The 17,691-nt window shown below is 71.5% G+C and carries 19 protein-coding genes; 7 read left to right on the top strand and 12 right to left on the bottom strand.

Annotated features, from left to right (window positions below):
• Positions 1 to 2: 2 nt before the first annotated feature.
• The 7 genes from GGQ54_RS14640 to lepB form a co-directional block, all read right to left on the bottom strand.
• Positions 3 to 596: a hypothetical protein gene (locus GGQ54_RS14640; RefSeq protein WP_179446026.1), complete on the bottom strand. Its 594-nt coding sequence runs from the start codon at positions 594 to 596 to the stop codon at positions 3 to 5.
• 72 nt (positions 597 to 668) lie between these two features.
• Positions 669 to 1,805: a DNA-processing protein DprA gene (dprA, locus tag GGQ54_RS14635; RefSeq protein WP_179446025.1), complete on the bottom strand. Its 1,137-nt coding sequence runs from the start codon at positions 1,803 to 1,805 to the stop codon at positions 669 to 671.
• On the bottom strand, positions 1,802 to 3,358 hold the full coding sequence (locus tag GGQ54_RS14630; protein ID WP_179446024.1) for a YifB family Mg chelatase-like AAA ATPase: 1,557 nt from the start codon (positions 3,356 to 3,358) through the stop codon (positions 1,802 to 1,804). Before GGQ54_RS14630 ends, dprA begins: the two co-directional genes overlap by 4 nt.
• Entirely contained in the window at positions 3,358 to 3,726 is a 369-nt protein-coding gene (locus tag GGQ54_RS14625) for a YraN family protein (RefSeq protein ID WP_179446023.1), read from the bottom strand. The genes GGQ54_RS14630 and GGQ54_RS14625 overlap by 1 nt, the downstream gene beginning before the upstream one ends.
• A gap of 89 nt (positions 3,727 to 3,815) precedes the next feature.
• Positions 3,816 to 4,130, bottom strand: a complete 315-nt coding sequence (locus GGQ54_RS14620; RefSeq protein WP_179446022.1) for a DUF2469 domain-containing protein — start codon at positions 4,128 to 4,130, stop codon at positions 3,816 to 3,818.
• A 12-nt stretch (positions 4,131 to 4,142) separates the two neighbouring features.
• The gene (locus tag GGQ54_RS14615) at positions 4,143 to 4,853 is read right to left on the bottom strand and encodes a ribonuclease HII (RefSeq protein ID WP_179446021.1); all 711 of its coding nucleotides are present in this window, start codon (positions 4,851 to 4,853) and stop codon (positions 4,143 to 4,145) included.
• A 1-nt stretch (position 4,854) separates the two neighbouring features.
• The gene (lepB, locus tag GGQ54_RS14610; RefSeq protein ID WP_343045978.1) at positions 4,855 to 5,661 is read right to left on the bottom strand and encodes a signal peptidase I; all 807 of its coding nucleotides are present in this window, start codon (positions 5,659 to 5,661) and stop codon (positions 4,855 to 4,857) included.
• A 151-nt stretch (positions 5,662 to 5,812) separates the two neighbouring features.
• Between lepB and GGQ54_RS14605 the strand changes: the two genes are divergently transcribed.
• Positions 5,813 to 6,436: an alpha-ketoglutarate-dependent dioxygenase AlkB gene (locus GGQ54_RS14605; RefSeq protein ID WP_179446020.1), complete on the top strand. Its 624-nt coding sequence runs from the start codon at positions 5,813 to 5,815 to the stop codon at positions 6,434 to 6,436.
• Between the two features lie 9 nt (positions 6,437 to 6,445).
• On the opposite strand, the gene rplS is transcribed toward GGQ54_RS14605, so the two are convergent.
• Positions 6,446 to 6,796, bottom strand: coding sequence for a 50S ribosomal protein L19 (gene rplS / locus GGQ54_RS14600; protein ID WP_179446019.1), 351 nt, complete (start codon positions 6,794 to 6,796; stop codon positions 6,446 to 6,448).
• Between the two features lie 207 nt (positions 6,797 to 7,003).
• Here rplS and GGQ54_RS14595 point away from each other — a divergent pair, with 207 nt between their 5' ends.
• The 5 genes from GGQ54_RS14595 (at position 7,004) to GGQ54_RS14575 (ending at position 12,474) form a co-directional block, all read left to right on the top strand.
• A complete protein-coding gene (locus GGQ54_RS14595) occupies positions 7,004 to 8,296 on the top strand; it encodes a methyltransferase domain-containing protein (RefSeq protein ID WP_179446018.1) in 1,293 nt (430 codons plus the stop codon).
• Between the two features lie 31 nt (positions 8,297 to 8,327).
• Positions 8,328 to 9,152, top strand: a complete 825-nt coding sequence (locus GGQ54_RS14590; protein WP_218843881.1) for a sugar phosphate nucleotidyltransferase — start codon at positions 8,328 to 8,330, stop codon at positions 9,150 to 9,152.
• Positions 9,149 to 10,504, top strand: a complete 1,356-nt coding sequence (locus tag GGQ54_RS14585; protein WP_179446017.1) for a glycosyltransferase family 2 protein — start codon at positions 9,149 to 9,151, stop codon at positions 10,502 to 10,504. The genes GGQ54_RS14590 and GGQ54_RS14585 overlap by 4 nt, the downstream gene beginning before the upstream one ends.
• A gap of 180 nt (positions 10,505 to 10,684) precedes the next feature.
• Positions 10,685 to 11,509 carry a glycosyltransferase gene (locus GGQ54_RS17690; protein ID WP_218843880.1) on the top strand — a complete coding sequence of 275 codons (825 nt, stop codon included), beginning with the start codon at positions 10,685 to 10,687 and terminating at the stop codon, positions 11,507 to 11,509.
• Positions 11,506 to 12,474 (top strand): glycosyltransferase, encoded by a 969-nt coding sequence (locus tag GGQ54_RS14575; protein WP_179446015.1) that lies wholly within the window; start codon positions 11,506 to 11,508, stop codon positions 12,472 to 12,474. Before GGQ54_RS17690 ends, GGQ54_RS14575 begins: the two co-directional genes overlap by 4 nt.
• A gap of 15 nt (positions 12,475 to 12,489) precedes the next feature.
• Here GGQ54_RS14575 and GGQ54_RS14570 read toward each other — a convergent pair whose 3' ends face one another.
• Entirely contained in the window at positions 12,490 to 13,281 is a 792-nt protein-coding gene (locus GGQ54_RS14570) for a carbon-nitrogen hydrolase family protein (RefSeq protein ID WP_179446014.1), read from the bottom strand.
• 74 nt (positions 13,282 to 13,355) lie between these two features.
• Between GGQ54_RS14570 and map the strand changes: the two genes are divergently transcribed.
• Positions 13,356 to 14,174: a type I methionyl aminopeptidase gene (map, locus tag GGQ54_RS14565; RefSeq protein WP_179446013.1), complete on the top strand. Its 819-nt coding sequence runs from the start codon at positions 13,356 to 13,358 to the stop codon at positions 14,172 to 14,174.
• Positions 14,175 to 14,190: 16 nt separating this feature from the next.
• On the opposite strand, the gene GGQ54_RS14560 is transcribed toward map, so the two are convergent.
• Genes GGQ54_RS14560 through GGQ54_RS14550 form a run of 3 tightly spaced genes read right to left on the bottom strand, consistent with a single transcriptional unit; the run spans position 14,191 to position 17,682 of the window.
• The gene (locus tag GGQ54_RS14560; RefSeq protein ID WP_179446012.1) at positions 14,191 to 14,946 is read right to left on the bottom strand and encodes a succinate dehydrogenase/fumarate reductase iron-sulfur subunit; all 756 of its coding nucleotides are present in this window, start codon (positions 14,944 to 14,946) and stop codon (positions 14,191 to 14,193) included.
• A 34-nt stretch (positions 14,947 to 14,980) separates the two neighbouring features.
• Complete coding sequence (locus GGQ54_RS14555; RefSeq protein WP_218843879.1) at positions 14,981 to 16,990, bottom strand: fumarate reductase/succinate dehydrogenase flavoprotein subunit; 2,010 nt, start codon at positions 16,988 to 16,990, stop codon at positions 14,981 to 14,983.
• Positions 16,987 to 17,682 carry a succinate dehydrogenase cytochrome b subunit gene (locus GGQ54_RS14550; RefSeq protein WP_343046025.1) on the bottom strand — a complete coding sequence of 232 codons (696 nt, stop codon included), beginning with the start codon at positions 17,680 to 17,682 and terminating at the stop codon, positions 16,987 to 16,989. Before GGQ54_RS14550 ends, GGQ54_RS14555 begins: the two co-directional genes overlap by 4 nt.
• Between the last annotated feature and the right edge of the window lie 9 nt (positions 17,683 to 17,691).

Raw genomic sequence — 17,691 nt, 5'->3', positions numbered from 1 at the left:
CGCTACAGCCCGACCCGTTCCAGTTCGAGCGCGGCGAGACGGCCGATCGTCTCCGGGTCGCGCGTCCGCCAGCCCTCGGCGAAGTCAACGCCGGTACGGGCGAGCCGTGGCAGGGGTTGGCGGGCGATCGCCCGTAGCGCCAGCAGGTCCGCGCCGTGGCCGGCTCGCAGCATCGCCCGCGCCGCACGGTTGTCCGCGTGGAACCGCAGCCGGCCCGGCAGCCACCAGACGATCATGATCAGCGCCGGCACGGCGAAGGTCAGCACGCCGACCAGGGTCGCGGCCTGTTCGACGGCCCGGATCTGCTGCTCGGCGGCGTCCACGACGCCGCCGAGATTGCCGCTGGCCGCCTCGAACGGCGCCCGCAGCATGTCGCCCAGGCCGGGTACGCCGCCGACCTGGTCGGCCGCGCCGTCCAGGTCGCGCCGCACGTCCGCGACCGAACCGGCGATCCCCCGCACCGGATCCGCGATCGCACGGACCACACCGTCGGCGATCCGGCCGATCACGAACCATGCGACCAGCCAGCAGGCCACGAACACGTCGGCGGCGATCTGGCGCGCCAGCCGCGGCGACCTTCGCGCATAGAAGCTCATACAGCACAGCCTTCCACGCCATCGACATCCGGGCCGGGCGGACGATGCCCCGCTCCCCTGCCAGACGACCCCTCAGCCCGCGCCGCCGGGTCTGATCTTCCACCGCCCGTCGGGGAGCTGGAGGGCGAGCCCCGCCTCCTCCAGCCGACCGAGGTCGATGATCACCCGCGGCAGCTCCCGGGCGAGCCGCAGCGCAAGATCACCGGCCGCGATGCCGCCACGGCCCGGAAGCGCCTCGAACAGACCCAACAGGTCCGCCGGCAGCGCGTCGACGGGGCGCGGCGCATCCGGCGGCAGCTCCGGCGCCAGGTCCTCGCCGGCCCGCCCGATGATCTCCAGCACGTCGGCTGCCCCGGTCACCGCCTCGGCGACGTGATCGCGGATCAACTGGTTCGGCGTCACCGATCCGGCCGAGGTGATCGGACCGGGCACGGCGAGCAGCGGGCGACCGAGGGCGCGGGCCCAACTCGCGGTGTTCCGCGCGCCGGAGCGGTGCGCGGCCTCCACCACGACGACGGCGCTCGTAGCCGCGGCGATCAGCCTGTTCCGGGCGAGGAACCGGACCCGCGTGGGGTGGCTGCCCGGCGCAAGCTCGGAGAGCACCAGGTGCTCAGCGGCGATCGCGGCCAGCAGCGATGCATTGCCCTGCGGGTAGGCGACATCGACCCCACAGGCGAGCACCGCGACGGTGGCTCCTCCGCCGGCCAGTGCGCCGCGGTGGGCGGCGGCGTCGATGCCGTAGGCGCCGCCGGAGATCACCGCGACCCCCGCCTCGGCCAGGTCGGCCGCGAGATCGGCCGCGACGCCCTCGCCGTAGGCGGTGCTGGCGCGGGAGCCGACGATGGCGACGGAGCGCGCGGCGACGCTGGCCGGCCCGCGCAACCAGATCCCCAACGGCAGGCCACCCAGCTCGGCCGGGGTGATCGCCCGCGTCGACACCGCCCCGAGGTCGTCGAGGCCGCGCGGCCACTCCGCATCGCCGGGGATGACGAACCGCGCTCCGGCATCGACCGCCTGTCGCGCGACAGCGGTCAGGTCGAGCGCCGAGGCCCGCCGGGCCAGCGCACCGCTTCCCCCGCGCAGGCCCGCCCAGACCGCGATCGCACCGTGCTCGGCGACGGCCCTGGCCACCTCGAGCGAGCCCGGCTCGACAACGCAGCTCAGCCCGAGTCGCGCCTCGCGCTCGGCGTCGCCGACCGCGGCGCTCATCCGGCCACCCGATCGAGCGCGGCCTCGCCCCGCCGCAGCGCGAGCGCGAGGCGGACCTCGTCGCGGCCCGGCCCGTCGCGACCGGCCAGGTCGGCGAGCGTCCAGGCGACCCGGATGACCTTGTCCGCACCGCGGCCGCTGATCTTGCCGCGCAGCATCGCCTCCTCCACCAGCTCGACCCCGCCCGGGGCGGGCCAGTGCGCCCGGATCCACGGCCCGGGCACCTCGCCGTTGGTCGTCCACGGGGTGTCGGTCATCCGCGCCAGAGCGCGCAGCCGGGCGCCTACCACCCGGGCCGCCACCGCCGCGCTCGATTCGGCCCGCTCCCGCGCGCTGCGCAACAGCGCCTTGCGGAGCGGGCGCAGCTCCTGGTGGATGTCCACCCGGTCCAAGACCGGTCCCGACAGCCGCGAGCGGTAGCGCCGCACCGCCGCGGGGGCACACTCACACACCGCACCGGCAACCCCGGAATTGCCGCACGGGCAGGGGTTTGCGGCGAGCAGCAACTGGAAGCTGGCGGGATAGCTCACCTGCCCGGCGGCCCGGGCCAAGGTCACCTGGCCGGTCTCCAGCGGGGTGCGCAGGGCATCCAGGGCGCGCGGGCTGAACTCGGCCGCCTCGTCGAGGAAGAGCACCCCGCGGTGGGCGAGGCTGACCGCACCCGGCCGCGCGATCCGGGCACCACCGCCGACCAAACTCGCGACCGAGGCCGTGTGGTGCGGGTCGGCCAGCGGCGGCAGCTCCGGCACCCGGTCGCTGACCACCCGACCGGCCAGGGACTGCACCGCGCAGACCTCGAGGCCCTCGCTCGGTCGCAGCGGAGGAAGGATGCCCGGCAACCGCTCGGCGAGCATGGTCTTGCCGACGCCCGGCGGCCCCTGCAGGAAGAGGTGGTGGCGTCCGGCGGCCGCCACCTCCAGCGCCCACCGCGCCTCGAGCTGCCCGGCCACGTCGGCGAGATCGGGCGGCTCGGGCCCCGCGGCGGGCTCGCCGCGGCCGGCCGGCTCCGGCTCCGCGGCCCGGACCGGCCGGGGCCGGCCCCGCAGCAGGTCGGCCAGCTCGCGCAGATCGGCGACACCGGTGATGGCGATGCCGTCGACGAGCGCCGCCTCGGCCCATTGCGCCGCGGGCACGACCGCGCGGTCGAACCCGTGCTCGACCGCGGCCAGCAGGGCGGGCAGCACACCTCGCACCGGCCGGACCCGGCCGTCCAGGCCGAGCTCGCCCAGGAACACCTGCCCGGCGATCCGATCGGCGCTGCCGACCCCGGTCGCGGCGAGCACGGCGGCGACGATGCCGAGGTCGTAGTGCGAGCCGGCCTTGGGCAGCGAGGCCGGTGTCAGGTTGATCGTCATCAGCGACGCGGGCCAGTCGAAACCGCTGCTGGCGACCGCCGCCCGGCAGCGGTCGCGAGCCTCGTAGAGCGCCGCATCCGGCAGCCCGACCAGGACGGTGCGCGGCAGGCCGCCGCCGACCGCCGCCTCGATCTCGACCGGCTGGCCGCGCATGCCCAGCAGGGCGACCGACCACGCGCACGCGATGGCGCCGCTCATCAGCCGATCCCCCGCACATGGCGCAGCCGCGGTCGTGGGCCGCCCAGCAGCACGCCGATCGCGTCGAGCCGGATCCGGGTCGGGCCGGCATCGTGGGCGGCCAGCCAGTGGCCGGCCAGTCGCCGCAACCGGCGCAGTTTGTCTGCCGTGATCGACTCCAGCGGATCACCGAAGCCGAGGCCCCGGCGCGCCTTGACCTCGCAGAACACCACGGCGTCGGCGGCGACATCGCGCGCGATGATGTCGACCTCACCAGCGGCACAGCGCCAATTGCGCTCCAGCACGACGAAGCCGGACGCCTGCAACAGCTCCGCCGCCAGATCCTCGCCATGCCGCCCGAGGGCGATCCGCGCGTTCCCCACTCCCATGCCAGACCATTGGCCGGTCGGGTCCGCGAATTGTCAGCCGTCGGCGAAATTGTGGACAACCGGGCGGATCGGGTGCCCTGTGGACGGACTCAGCTCTCGGAGCCGGGGACCTCGAGATCGGAGTGCACGATCTCCTCGATCGACACATCGCGGAAGGTCAGCACCTTCGCGCTCTTGATGAAGCGGGCCGGCCGATAGACGTCCCAGACCCAGGCATCGCCGAGCGACACCTCGTAGTACACGTCGCCGCCCTCGGTGCGTACCTTCAGATCGATGGCGTTGCACAGGTAGAAGCGGCGCTCGGTCTCCACCGCGTACTTGAACAGCCGCACCACATCGCGGTACTCGCGGTAGAGCTGCAGCTCCAGTTCGCTCTCGTAGGCGTCAAGATCCTCGGTGCTCATCTCACCGCCACTCTAGCCCCGCCTGCCCGCGGTCGCGGCCGAACGACGCCCGGCGTGTGCGCGCTCGGCCGTCACCACGTTGTCGAAGCGGCGACGGTGCTCCGGGCACGGCCCGTGCTCGTCCAGCGCCGCCTGGTGCTCGGCCGTGCAGTAGCCCTTGTGCACCTCGAAGCCGAAGTCGGGGTACGCCACGGCGAGCTCGGCCATCCGCCGGTCGCGGGTGACCTTGGCGAGCACGGATGCGGCGGCGACGCAGGCGGCCACCCGATCGCCCTTCCACATCGCCAGACCCGGCACCCCGAGACCGTCGACACCGAACCCGTCGGTGAGCACGAAGCGCGGGGCCGCGTCCAGCCGGTGCAGCGCCCGGCGCAGCGCCTGGACGTTCGCGACATGCATGCCGAGGCGGTCGCACTCGGTCGACTCGACGGCCACAACGGCATACGCGAGCGCATTGCGACGGATCTCGTCGAAGGCGCGCTCGCGCGCCGCGGGGGTCATCAGCTTGGAGTCCCGCAGACCGGTGATCTGCCCGGCCCGGGTCGGGGCCAAGATCACCGCGGCGGCCACCAGGGGCCCCGCGCACGCGCCCCTGCCTGCCTCGTCGGCGCCCGCGACGGGCGCCAGGCCGGCCCGGGCCAGCGCACGCTCGTAGCCGTAGATGCCGCTGTCGCGCCGGACCAGCCAGGGCCGCTGCGTACCCCTGCGGTCGCTCGCCGTCATCTCAGCAACCCGCCCCCTCCGGCGAGATGGTGCCCCGGGCGGGCGCCGGCCCGGGCGGGGGTACGCCGGCGAAGGTCGTCGGCGTGCTGAAGGTCCGCCAGCGGTCGAACGGCGCCACGATCAGCCAGGCCGTCCCGACCACGTTGTCGACCGGGACGAACGCGGCCGAACCGGGATAGCCCTCGGGACCCTCCTGATCCATGTGGCAGCGAGAATCCGCGCTGAAATTGCGGTGGTCGCCCATCACGAAGATGTGCCCGGCCGGCACCACGGCCTCGAAGGGGACGCGCGCGGGGTCCACGGTTTCACCGCCGGAGGAATACAGGTATGCCCGCTCCTCCAGCGCCTTGCCGTTGACGGTCACCCGCCCGTCGGGATCGCAGCAGGCGACGGTGTCGCCGGCGACGCCGATCACGCGCTTGATCAGATGATCGTCGCTGGTGTCGGGCAGGATCCCGAAGAACTCGAGAGCCTTGCCGACGGGCCCGCGCTCCGCGGCTTCCTGGGTCGCCGGCAGCCAGCCGCCCGGGTCCTTGAAGACGACGATGTCGCCGCGCTGGAAGGGCGTGATCTTCTGCACGACGACCCGGTCATCGACCTGCAGCGTGTTCTCCATCGACTGCGACGGGATCAGGAATGGTTGGGCCACGAACGCGCGCAACAGCCCGGACAGCACCAGCGCGCCGACGATGACGATCACCAACTCGCGGACGAAGCGGGCGAACGAGCGACCGGGCGAGCGCTTCTCGCGTCGCCGAACGTTGTCTCCGACGGTCGCGTCCTGACCGGAGTCCACCGCTTCGCCCACCAACTGCCCTTCCGTCGCTCCGCGCGCCGCTCGCACGCGTGGCAGGCACCGCGTGGGCGCCACCGAGGAGCCAGCCTAGCCCGCCCGGGCGACACCACGCGCGGCGCGCCGGGTTCGCACATCAGTTCGAATCAGCGGGTACGCTGCACGCATGAGCCAGGTCACCCTCTTCGACGCCGTCGACCACGACGAGCCCGGCACCGGTCGCTACGCCGACGGCCTCAGCCGCCGCGAGTTGACCCGCGGCGCCTGGCTGGACGTCCGACCGGGCTGGGTGCTGCGACCCGACCTGCTGATGGAGCGACTGCTCGCCGACACGCCATGGCGCGGCGAGCGGCGGCAGATGTATGACCGCGTCGTCGACACCCCGCGGCTGCTCAGCTTCCACGGCGCCGGCGATCCGTGGCCGCACCCGCTGCTGCATGCCATGCGCGCCGAGCTCTCCGCGCACTACCGGCCCGAGCTCGGCGAGGACTTCGTCACCGCCGGGCTGTGCCTGTACCGCGACGGCCGCGACTCCGTGGCCTGGCACGGTGACCGGATCGGGCGCGGCAGCACCCACGACACGATGGTCGCGATCGTCTCGCTCGGCGAGGTGCGGCGCCTGGCGCTGCGGCCGCGCGGCGGCGGCCGGTCGCTGCAGATCCCGATGGCCTCGGGCGATGTGGTCGTGATGGGCGGCACGGCGCAGCGCACCTGGGAGCACGCGGTGCCGAAGATGCGAAACGCCGGCCCCCGGATCAGTGTCCAGTTCCGGGTGGCCGGCGTGCGCTGAGCGACGCGATCAGTTGTCGCGCTTCTCCTTGATCTTGGCGGCCTTGCCGCGCAGGCCGCGCAGGTAGTAGAGCTTCGCGCGGCGCACATCGCCGCGACGCTCGACCTCGATCTTGTCGATGATGGGGCTGTGCAGCGGGAAGGTACGCTCCACGCCGACGCCGAAGCTGACCTTGCGGACGGTGAAGGTCTCGGAGATGCCGCCGCCGTTCTTGGCGATCACGACGCCCGCGAAGACCTGGACGCGGGAGCGGTTGCCCTCGACGACCTTGACGTGCACGCGCACGGAATCGCCGGCCCGGAACTCGGGGATGTCCTCCCGCACGGCAGGCTGGGTGGCGGCCTCGATGAGCTTGTTCATGGGTTGTCCTCGCCGGTGCCACAGGTCACCAGGTGCTGGGTGAGCAGTCGTCTGCCCGCGCACTCGGGCGTTCCCCCTGTGGCAGGAGCCGAGACCGCGGGCAGCAGCCGTCAAGTCTGCCACACCGCTCGCCGCGCTGACCAATCCGCGCGGGGCCCTGTCGCCGCGAATGTCCCGATCCGGGTCGGCGGTGGTAGGTTGCCGGATGTGTCGGGGGATACCTGTCGGCTTTGTCGTGCCGACGAACTTGTCAGCGTGCTCGATCTGGGCGCGACGCCACCGTGCGAACGATTCCTGACCGCGGCGGAGCTGGATGCCGCGGAGCAGACCTATCCGTTGCACGTGCGGCTGTGTCGGCGCTGCCTGCTGCTGCAGATCCCCGCGCTGATCACGCCGGAGGACACCTTCACCGAGTACGCGTACTTCTCCTCCTTCTCGACCAGTTGGGTCGATCACGCGCGGCGTTTCGTCGCGGACGCGACCGATCGCCTGGGGCTCGACGGCGACAGCCTGGTGGTCGAGGTCGCCGCGAACGACGGCTATCTGTTGCAGCACGTGCTCGACCGCAAGATCCCCTGTCTGGGCATCGAGCCGAGCACCAATGTCTCCGCGGAGGCGGTGCGCCGCGGCGTACCCGTCGTCAACGACTTCCTCACCGAACCGCTGGCACGCCGGGTGCGGGAGCAGCACGGTCCGGCCGATCTGGTCGTCGCCAACAATGTCTGGGCGCACATCCCCGACGTGGCGGGGTTCACCCGCGCATTGCGCACCCTGGTGGCCGACGACGGGCGGATCAGCATCGAGGTGCACCACGCCCTTAACCTCGTCGCCGATGCCCAGTTCGACACCGTCTACCACGAGCACTTCCAGTACTGGACGGTGCTCGCCGCGCGGGGCGCCCTCACCGCCGCCGATCTCAGCCTGGTCGATGTCGAGCTGATCCCGACCCACGGCGGATCGATCCGCTTCTGGGCCGCCCCGGCCGAACACGCACCGACGCCGTCGCCCCGGGTGGGCGCAGTCGCCGACGCCGAGCGCGCGGCGGGGCTCGACCGCGTCGACGGGTACGCCGGCCTCGCCCCGCGGGTGTCGCGGATCCGGCGCGACCTGGTCCGCCTGCTGATCGACGCGGCCGACGCGGGCCTGAAGGTGGCCGGCTACGGCGCGCCGGGCAAGGGCCAGACCTTGCTGAACTTCTGCGGCATCCGGCCCGACCTGCTGCCCTACCTGGTCGATCGCAATCCCTACAAGCACGGGCGGTTCACGCCCGGCACCCGGATCCCGATCCGGCCGGTGGAGCAGTTGTATGCAGACCGACCGGATCTGGTCGTGGTGCTGCCGTGGAATCTGCGCGAGGAGATCACCCACCAACTGGCAGGCATCGCCGAGTGGGGCGGGCGGCTGGTCTTCGCCCAGCCCACGTTGCAGATCGTCGATCCGGCGACCGGGGCACCGACGCCCCTGCCGACCGGGCTCGGCGCTTCGCCGGCAGAGCGCTGACCGCGTAGTTGCCTGGAGTTTGGGGGGAATCATGAGGAGTCACGGACTGAAGGTCGTGCTGTTCTGTGGCGGTTACGGGATGCGGATGCGCGGCAGCGCGACCGACGACGTCCCGAAACCGATGCAACTCGTCGGGCCGTATCCGTTGCTGTGGCACGTCATGCGCTATTTCGCCCACTTCGGGCACAAGGAGTTCATCTTGTGCCTCGGCTACGGCGCGCAGATGATCAAGGACTACTTCCTCAACCATGCACCGACCGCGCACAACGACTTCGCGCTGCGCGGCGGGAAGGTCGAGTTGCTCGATGACGAGATGTCCGACTGGACGATCAACTTCGTCGACACGGGTCTGACCAGTTCGATCGGGGAACGGTTGCGACGGGTACGCCCGCTGCTCGGCGACGACGAGATCTTCCTCGCCAACTACGCCGACGTGCTGACCGATGCCGATCTGCCGAGCATGATCGACTCCTTCGTCGACGACGGACAGGCCGTGGCCTCGGTGATGTCGGTGCCACCGCAGGACACCTTCCACGTGCTCGAGGTCGACGAGAAGCACCGGGTCACCAAGATCACGCCGGTGGCGACGATGCCGATGCGGGTCAATGGCGGCATGATCATCCTGCGCCAGGAGGTGTTCGACCATCTCGGCCCGGGCGAGGACCTGATCGGCGACGCCTATGCCCGACTGGCGACCCAGGGCCGCGCACTGGCCCAGCCCTACGACGGATTCTGGAAGGCCGCCGACACGTTCAAGGAGCGCGCCGAACTCGACCGGATGTGGACCACCGGGCAACGTCCGTGGGCGATCTGGGACCGGGGCGCCGAATCACCCGCTGTGACAGGAGATCGATGACCGACACGGCTCTGGAACCGCCGATGCGGATCGGCGCGCCCGTGTGGCCGGAGGCGAGCTGGATCGGCAGTTATGACCGCAGCGCGCCACCGGTCCGACATGGCAAACTCCCGCTGCGCGACGGGTCCGGCTATCGCAACGCACGGTTCCTGGTGCGCGACGGACAGACCGCCGTCGGATTCGTCACGGCTCCCGTGGTCGACGGGGCCGTCGACGCCGACGAGCTGTGGCGCCGCGCGAGCGCCCTGCCCGAACGCCAGTCCCTGCGCGGCCCGATCGGGACCGCATTGCCGTTCTTCAGCGTGATCATCCCCACCCGCGACCGGCCGGGCCCACTGGCCGATGCCGTGCGCTCGGTGCTGGAGACCGACTACCCGGACTTCGAACTGATCGTGGTCGACAACGGCTCGGCGACCGATGCGACCGCCGAGGTGGTGCGCGCCGTGGACGACGAGCGGGTTCGCCTGGTCCGTGAGCCGCGCCCGGGAGCCTCGCGGGCCCGCAATGCCGGGGTCGCCGCGGCCCGCGGCGATCACCTCGCGTTCACCGACGACGATGTGGTCGCCGATCGCTGGTGGCTGCGCCAACTGGCCGCCGGGTTCTCCCGCGGCGCCGACATCGGCGTGGTCTGCGGCATGGTCCCCACCGGCGAGCTGGCCACCCCGGCCCAGGCGTGGTTCGACGAGCGGGTCACCTGGGCGTCGAACCTCACGCCGGTCACCTACCGGCTGGCCGACCCGCCCTCCCCGCGCGGGCTCTTCCCGTTCGAGGTCGGCCGCTACGGCACCGGCGCGAACATGGCCGTGCGGCGCGAGACGTGGGAAACGATCGGCGGCTCCGATGTCCGGCTCGGTCCGGGCACGCCGACCAAGGGCGGGGAGGACCTGGACGTCTTCCTCACCGCCCTCGCCGCCGGCTATGCCGTCGCGGTCGAGCCGTCGTCCGTGGTCTGGCACCGGCACCGCGCCGAGCTGTCTGCCCTGCGCTCCCAGGTCACCGGCTACGGCCGCGGGCTGGGTGCCTGGCTGACCAAGGTCGCGCTCCACCCGCGGCTGGCGCGCCACGCGGCGCCGGTGGCGCTTCCCGGGTTGCGGCACCTGGCCGGCCTGATCATCCCCTGGCGCCGGAACGCCGCGCTGCGCGAGGCCGACGAGAGCGTGGGAGCCCGCCGTCCCGCGCCGATCTCCCCCGGGCTGATGACCAGGCTGCGCCGGGTCGAGATGCTCGGCCTGTTGAGCGGCCCGGCGAGCTATCTGCTGTCGCGCTGGCGCAACCGCTGCGACCCGGGAATCACCCGCCGGGAGACGACCCGGCCCCCCACGATTGGCCAAGGCATGGGGATCGTGGGGTAGCATGCTTGCCGAAGCGGAAGTGATCGGGCAATGGCTGCCCGGCGATCGGGGGATCACATCACACCGCCGCACATTTCCCTGTGTTGGCAACGCTTCCTCCCCGATCGCGATCAAGTTGACCAGACCAGATCAGATCAACGAGACCAGATTCACCAGAATCGGAACCACTCGGGGGACAAAGTGACCTATCCGAAGCATCGCCCCGCCGCGCCGACGATCACGATCGTGATTCCGGCACTCAACGAGGCGAAGAACCTGCGACGCATCCTGCCGCAGTTGGCGTGGGCCGACGAGGTGATCCTGGTCGACGGCCATTCCGAGGACGGAACCCTCGAGGCCGCGCGCGAGGCCATGCCGGAGATCAAGGCCCTGCGGCAGACCCGGCGGGGCAAGGGCAATGCGCTCGCCTGCGGCTTCGCGGCCGCGACGGGCGACATCATCGTGATGTTCGACGCCGACGGCTCGGCCGACCCGACCGAGATCAACCGCTTCGTGGCGGCCCTGCAGAACGGCGCCGATTTCGCCAAGGGCAGCCGCTATGTCACCGGCGGCGGGTCCTCCGACATCACCGGCCTGCGCAGCATCGGCAACCGCGCGCTCACCCTGATCATGAACACGATGTTCCGCGCCCGGTTCACCGATCTGTGCTACGGCTACAACGCCTTCTGGCGCGATGTGGTGGTCGAGCTCGACCTTCCCTCCCCCGAGCCCGAGGCCGGCGGTGACCGGTCGATGCAGTGGGGCGACGGCTTCGAGATCGAGACGGTGATCAACTGCCGCGTCGCCACCAGCGAACTCGTCGTGCACGAGGTGCCCAGCTTCGAGCTGCCGCGGATGTTCGGGGTGAGCAACCTCAACGCGATCAGCGACGGGTTGCGCGTGGGGCGTACCTTGATCACCGAGTGGCGGCGGGCCTTCGGGCGTCGCGCGCCGAGCCCGGCGGGGCCGCCCCGGCAGCGGCGAGCGCGCCTGCACAGCGTGCCCGCAGGCGATCGCGCCGCGTGAGCCCGCGCGCCACGGTCGTCGTCTGTGCCTACACCCAACGCCGCTGGGCCGAGCTGACCGCCGCGATCGGCGAGGCGGCGGAGCAGGCCCGGGACGCCCAGGCCGATGTCGTCGTGATCATCGATCACAACGATGTGCTGCTGGAGCGGGTGCGGGTCGCGTTCGCCGGGACCGGCGTGCGGGTCGAGCCGAACACCGGCCCCCGCGGCCTGTCGGGTGCCCGCAACACGGGCTGGCGGCTGGCGCGAGGCGAGGTGGTGATCTTCCTCGATGACGATGCCCGCCCGCGGCCCGGCTGGCTGGCCGCCCTGCTCGCGCCGTACGCCGACCCCACGATCATCGCTGTCGGCGGGTCCGCCGCTCCGGTCTGGCCGGCGGGCCGCACCCGCCCGCCGAGCCTGCCCGCGGGCCCGGCCCGCGGCGAGCTCGACTGGGTGGTCGGGTGCAGCTTCACCGGCCAGGCCGCCGGTGCCGGTCCCGTGCGCAACCTGATGGGCTGCAACATGTCCTTCCGGCGCGACGCGCTGGCCGGTTCGGGCGGATTCGCCGAGAACCTCGGCCGGGTCGGTACGCTGCCGCTCGGCTGCGAGGAGACCGAGCTGTGCATCCGGGTACGCCGGTCGCGCCCCGGCGCGGTGATCCTCTTCGACCCGGCCGCGGCCGTCGACCACCACGTCAGCGCGGATCGCCTGAGCTGGCGCTATCTCGCCTCGCGCTGCCGCAGCGAGGGCCTGTCCAAGGCGGCGGTTGCGGGTCTGGTCGGCGCGGACGACGCGCTGGAGACCGAACGTGGCTATGTCCGCCGGGTGCTGCCACGCGCCGTGGCCCGCGAGCTCGGCGGGGCCAATCTGCCTGGCGCGGCGGCGATCGTCGTCGCGGTCGCCGCGGCCGGATTCGGCTACCTGCAGGGCCGCCTGGCGGGGCTGCGGACCCGCCGCGCCGGCCGGGTGCCGGTCACGGCCTGAGCGATCCCGCGCGGCTCACGTCCGGCGGGCGTTGGCCAGCACCGGCAGCGTCTGGCGCACCCGGGCGACGAGCTCGGGGTCGAGGTCGGCGACCAGGAGCTCGGGGCCCGCACCGGCGGACGCCAGCACCGTGCCGTCGGGGGCGACGATGATGCTGTGCCCGACCCCGGTGGGCGCGCGACCGGGATCGCGACCCTGGCTGCGCGGATCGGCCTGGTCGCAGGCCAGCACGTAGCAGGTGGTGTCGAGCGCGCGGGCCCGCGCCAGCAACTGGAAGGCCTCCGCCTTGCCCTCCCCCGAGCCCCAGGACGCCGGCACCACGATCGCCTGCGCGCCGTCACGGGCGAGGCGGTCGAACAGCCGCGGGAAGCGGATGTCGTAGCAGGTCGCGGCACCGACGACCAGCTCCCCCACCTCGAAGGTGACGGTCCCCTCGCCCGGCGCGACCGTGTCGGACTCGGCAAAGCCGAAGGCGTCGAAGAGATGGATCTTGTCGTACGCCGCCTCCACGCCCTGCCCGGTGATCAACAGCGTGTTCCGTACCCGGCCCGCATCTCCGGGGGTGAACATGCCGGCGACGATGACGATCCCGTGCCGGGCGGCGATGTCGCGCACCCGGGCGGCCCAGTCGCCGTCGAGCGGCTCGGCGATGTCGGTGAGCCGGTGGCCGAAGGCCCGCATCGTCGCCTCCGGGAAGACGACCAGTCCGGCGCCGGCGGCGGATGCGCGTTCGGCGTACTCCTCCACCAGCGCGAGGTTCTCGACGAGATCCCGTCCGCTGGTCACCTGGGCCAGTGCCACGCGCATCGCTACCCCTCTCTCCACGGCGTCCGGGCGGTCCGTCCGGTCCGTCGAGCCTAGCGGCCGACTACGCTGGGGCGATGATCGAGTTGCGTACGCCCGACGAACTGCGAGCCATGGAACCCGCCGGCCGATTCGTCGCCGACACCCTGACCGCGCTGGCCGCGAAGGCCTCCGTCGGGGACAACCTGCTCGACATCGACGCCGAGGCACACCGGCTGATCACCGAGGCCGGTGCCGTCAGTTGCTACATCGACTACCACCCGAGCTTCGGCGCCAGCCCGTTCGGGCATGTGATCTGCACCTCGGTGAATGCGGGCGTGCTGCACGGCCTGCCGCACGACTACACGCTGGCCGACGGCGATCTGCTGAGCCTGGATTTCGCCGTGTCGATCGACGGCTGGGTCGCCGATTCGGCGATCTCCGTCGTCGTCGGGGACCCGGCGCCGGCCGATCTTCGGCTGATCGACACCACCCAGCGCGCGCTGGCCGCGGGCATCCGCGCCGCCGTGGCGGGCAACCGGATCGGCGACATCTCCGCAGCGATCGGCAAGGTCGCGAGGCGCGCGGGCTACCGCACCAACCTGGAGTTCGGCGGCCACGGGGTCGGTCGGACGATGCACGGCGACCCGCACGTGCCGAACGACGGCAAACCGGGCCGTGGGCTGGTGCTGGAGCCGGGCCTGGTGATCGCGATCGAGCCGTGGCTGCTGGCCGACACCGACAAGATCATCCGCCTGGACGACGGCTGGACCCTGGCCTCGGCCGACGGCTCGCGCGGCGCCCACAGCGAGCACACGGTCGCGATCACCGCCGACGGCCCGCTCGTGCTGACTGCCCGTGCCGACGGGATCGGCGTACCCGACAATGCGGTGCTGCCGGCCAGCCTCACCGGCTGAGCGGAACGATTCGGTCTCATTCCCCCCGGGCGAGGGCGCCGAGCAGGTCGCGGTTCAGGCGGCTGATGTTGTCGAACGGGATGCCCTTCGGGCAGACCGCGGTGCACTCGCCGATGTTGGTGCAGCCGCCGAGGCCCTCGGCGTCGTGCTGGGCGACCATCGCGAGCACCCGGCTGTCCCGCTCGGGCTGGCCCTGGGGCAGCAGGCCGAGGTGGGTCACCTTGGCGGAGGTGAACAACATCCCCGACGCGTTCGGGCAGGCGGCGACGCAGGCACCGCAGCCGATGCAGGTCGCCGACTCGAAGGCGTGATCGGCATTGTCCTTCGGCACGGCGTTGGCATTGGCCTCGGGCGCGGAGCCGGTGTTCACCGAGATGTAGCCGCCGGAGGCGATGATCCGGTCCAGGGCGCTGCGGTCGACGCAGAGGTCCTTGATCACGCCGAAGGCCTCGGCCCGGAACGGCTCGACGTCAATGGTGTCGCCGTCGGAGAACGACCGCATGTGCAACTGGCAGGTGGTGGTCGGCACCTTCGAGTCGGCCCGACCGTGGGGTACGCCGTTGATCACCACGCCGCACATCCCACAGATGCCCTCGCGACAGTCGGAGTCGAAGGCGATCGGTTCCTCACCGTCGAGCGTGAGCCGCTCGTTGACGACGTCGAGCATCTCCAGGAAGGACATGTGCTCGGAGACATCGGGAACCTCGATGGTCTGCATGTGCCCGGGCTCGTCGGGGCCCTTCTGGCGCCACACGCGCAAGGTGATCTTCACTCGCCATTCCTCACTTCTCGTTCGCTGTCCCGGCTCACTTGTAGCTGCGTTGCTTCATCTCGACGTAGTCATAGACCAGCGGTTCCTTGTGCAGGATCGGCTTGTCGCCGCCATTCCACTCCCACGCGGCGACATGGGCGAACTCGTCGTCGTGGCGCAGCGCCTCGCCGTCCTCGGTCTGCGACTCCGCCCGGAAGTGACCGCCGGCGGACTCGCGCCGGGCCAGCGCATCGATGCACATCAGCTCGCCGAGCTCCATGAAGTCGGCGACCCGGCAGGCGCGCTCCAGCGACTGGTTCAGCTCGTGTTCGGTGCCGGTCACCAACACGTCGGACCAGAACTCCTCGCGGAGCTGGCGGATCTCGACGATCGCCTTGCGCAACCCGGCGTCGGTCCGCTCCATGCCGCAGTACTCCCACATGATCTTGCCGAGCTCGCGGTGGAAGGAGTCGACCGTGCGGCTGCCCTTGATCGACAACAGCTTCTCCAGCCGTGCGTTGACGGCATCGACCACCTCGACCACCGCTGGATCGTCCTTGGCGACCGGCTCGAACTTCCCGGCCGCCAGGTAGTCGGGCACGGTGTAGGGCAACACGAAGTAGCCGTCGGCCAGGCCCTGCATCAGCGCCGAGGCGCCGAGCCGGTTGGCGCCGTGGTCGGAGAAGTTCGCCTCGCCCCCGACGAACAGCCCGGGAATGGTCGACTGCAGGTCGTAGTCCACCCACAGGCCGCCCATCGTGTAGTGCACCGCGGGATAGATCCGCATCGGCACCTCATACGGGTTCTCGCCGGTGATCTGGGCGTACATGTCGAACAGGTTCCCGTACTTCGCCTCGACGGCCTTGCGACCGAGCCGCGCGATCGCGTCGGCGAAGTCCAGGTAGACGCCCAGGCCACCCGGGCCGACGCCGCGGCCCTCATCGCAGACATACTTCGCGGCGCGGGAGGCGATGTCGCGCGGCACCAGGTTGCCGAACGCCGGATAGCGCCGCTCCAGGTAGTAGTCGCGGTCGGCCTCGGGGATCTCGCGCGGATCGCGCTTGTCCTCCCCGCTCTTCGGCACCCAGATCCGGCCGTCGTTGCGCAGCGATTCGCTCATCAGGGTGAGCTTGGACTGGTAGTCGCCGGAGACCGGGATGCAGGTCGGGTGGATCTGGGTGTAGCACGGATTGCCGAACAGCGCGCCCTTGCGGTGCGCCCGCCAGCTCGCGGTGACATTGCAGCCCATCGCATTCGTGGACAGGAAGAACACGTTGCCGTAGCCGCCGGTGCACAAGATCACGCAGTCGGCCAGGTGGGGCTCGACCTCGCCGGTGATCAGATCGCGGGTGACGATGCCACGGGCCTTGCCGTCGACCAGGATCAGGTCCAGCATGTCGTGCCGGGTGAACATGGTCACGGTGCCGGCGTTGATCTGGCGCTCCAGCGCCTGGTACGCCCCGATCAGCAACTGCTGTCCGGTCTGCCCGCGGGCGTAGAACGTGCGCTGCACCTGCACGCCGCCGAAGGAACGGGTGTCGAGCAGGCCGCCGTACTCGCGCGCGAACGGTACGCCCTGGGCGACGCACTGGTCGATGATGTTGACGCTGACCTCGGAGAGCCGGAAGACATTCGACTCCCGCGAGCGGTAGTCGCCGCCCTTCACGGTGTCGTAGAACAGCCGCTCGATCGAGTCGCCGTCGTTCTTGTAGTTCTTCGCCGCGTTGATGCCGCCCTGGGCGGCGATCGAGTGCGCTCGCCGGGGGCTGTCCTGGTAGCAGAACGCCTGCACCTGGTAGCCGGCCTCGCCGAGCGTCGCCGCGGCCGAGGCCCCGGCCAGCCCGGTCCCGACGACAATGATCTTGATCTTGCGCCGGTTGGCCGGGTTCATCAGCCGGGCCTCGAAACGGCGCCTGGCCCACCGGTCCTTGATCTCTCCGCCGGGGGCCTTGGTGTCGGCGATCGGGTCGCCGAGGATCAGGTAGTCGTCCGAATCTATTCCCAGGGTGCGGTCCGGCGCGTCGTCGGTCGTCGGCTCTGTCGTCGGGGCGGTCTCGGTGGTCATGGCTGCACAACTCCAAACAGGCAGGCGAAGGGCGGGATCAGGAATCCGAGGGACAGCACCAGCGCAATGCCGGCGGACCAGGCCAGCGCCCGGGTCCGGGCGCGCGGGGTGCGGATTCCGCCGAGGGTGGCGACCGCGCTGTAGATGCCGTGGCGCAGGTGCATCCCGAGGGCGACGATGGCCGCGGCGTAGATCAACACGACCCACCACACCGTGAAGGCGGTGACCGTGCGCACGTACGGGTCGGCCAGACCGGAGCCGGGGAAGGCGCCGTTGGTGGCGGGGTCGAGCACCAGCTTCGGCAACAGCGTGAACTGCAGCAGGTGGTAGATCACGAACAAGGCGATGGTCAGGCCGCCCCAGCGCATGGTGAAGGACGCATAGGTGCGCTGCACGCCGGTGCGGTGCTGGGTCGACACGTAGCGCCGGCCCGGTCCGACGGCCGCGCGGTCGCGCTGGGTCAGGCGTACCGCCGAGACGATGTGCAGGATCACCGCGAGCAGCAGCACCGGGCGGATCGCCCACAGCCCTGCGCTGTAGGGCAGTATCGGCTCGCCGAGGGTACGCAGGCCCTCCGCGTAGTGGTTGAACTCCTCGGCGCCGGCGAACAGCTTGAGGTTGCCCAGCATGTGACCGATCAGGAAGAGCAACATGATCAGACCGGTGATGGCCATCACGTATTTCGAGACCACGAGCGAGCG

Origin of the sequence: Naumannella cuiyingiana (assembly GCF_013408305.1) — a bacterium.
In the GTDB taxonomy this organism is placed as follows: Bacteria; Actinomycetota; Actinomycetes; order Propionibacteriales; family Propionibacteriaceae; genus Naumannella; species Naumannella cuiyingiana.
This window is presented reverse-complemented; position numbering and strand designations above follow the sequence as displayed.

Bases quoted from the DNA above. Each gene is read 5' to 3' on its own strand.
- GGQ54_RS14605 (WP_179446020.1), top strand. From the start codon at position 5,813: ATGAGCCAGGTCACCCTCTTCGACGCCGTCGACCACGACGAGCCCGGC.
- GGQ54_RS14615 (WP_179446021.1), bottom strand. From the start codon at position 4,853: ATGACGGCGAGCGACCGCAGGGGTACGCAGCGGCCCTGGCTGGTCCGG.
- GGQ54_RS14625 (WP_179446023.1), bottom strand. From the start codon at position 3,726: ATGGGAGTGGGGAACGCGCGGATCGCCCTCGGGCGGCATGGCGAGGAT.
- rplS (WP_179446019.1), bottom strand. From the start codon at position 6,796: ATGAACAAGCTCATCGAGGCCGCCACCCAGCCTGCCGTGCGGGAGGAC.
- GGQ54_RS14640 (WP_179446026.1), bottom strand. From the start codon at position 596: ATGAGCTTCTATGCGCGAAGGTCGCCGCGGCTGGCGCGCCAGATCGCC.
- GGQ54_RS14585 (WP_179446017.1), top strand. From the start codon at position 9,149: ATGACCGACACGGCTCTGGAACCGCCGATGCGGATCGGCGCGCCCGTG.
- GGQ54_RS14630 (WP_179446024.1), bottom strand. From the start codon at position 3,358: ATGAGCGGCGCCATCGCGTGCGCGTGGTCGGTCGCCCTGCTGGGCATG.
- GGQ54_RS14590 (WP_218843881.1), top strand. From the start codon at position 8,328: ATGAGGAGTCACGGACTGAAGGTCGTGCTGTTCTGTGGCGGTTACGGG.
- map (WP_179446013.1), top strand. From the start codon at position 13,356: ATGATCGAGTTGCGTACGCCCGACGAACTGCGAGCCATGGAACCCGCC.
- GGQ54_RS14570 (WP_179446014.1), bottom strand. From the start codon at position 13,281: ATGCGCGTGGCACTGGCCCAGGTGACCAGCGGACGGGATCTCGTCGAG.
- GGQ54_RS14555 (WP_218843879.1), bottom strand. From the start codon at position 16,990: ATGACCACCGAGACCGCCCCGACGACAGAGCCGACGACCGACGACGCG.
- dprA (WP_179446025.1), bottom strand. From the start codon at position 1,805: ATGAGCGCCGCGGTCGGCGACGCCGAGCGCGAGGCGCGACTCGGGCTG.
- GGQ54_RS14620 (WP_179446022.1), bottom strand. From the start codon at position 4,130: ATGAGCACCGAGGATCTTGACGCCTACGAGAGCGAACTGGAGCTGCAG.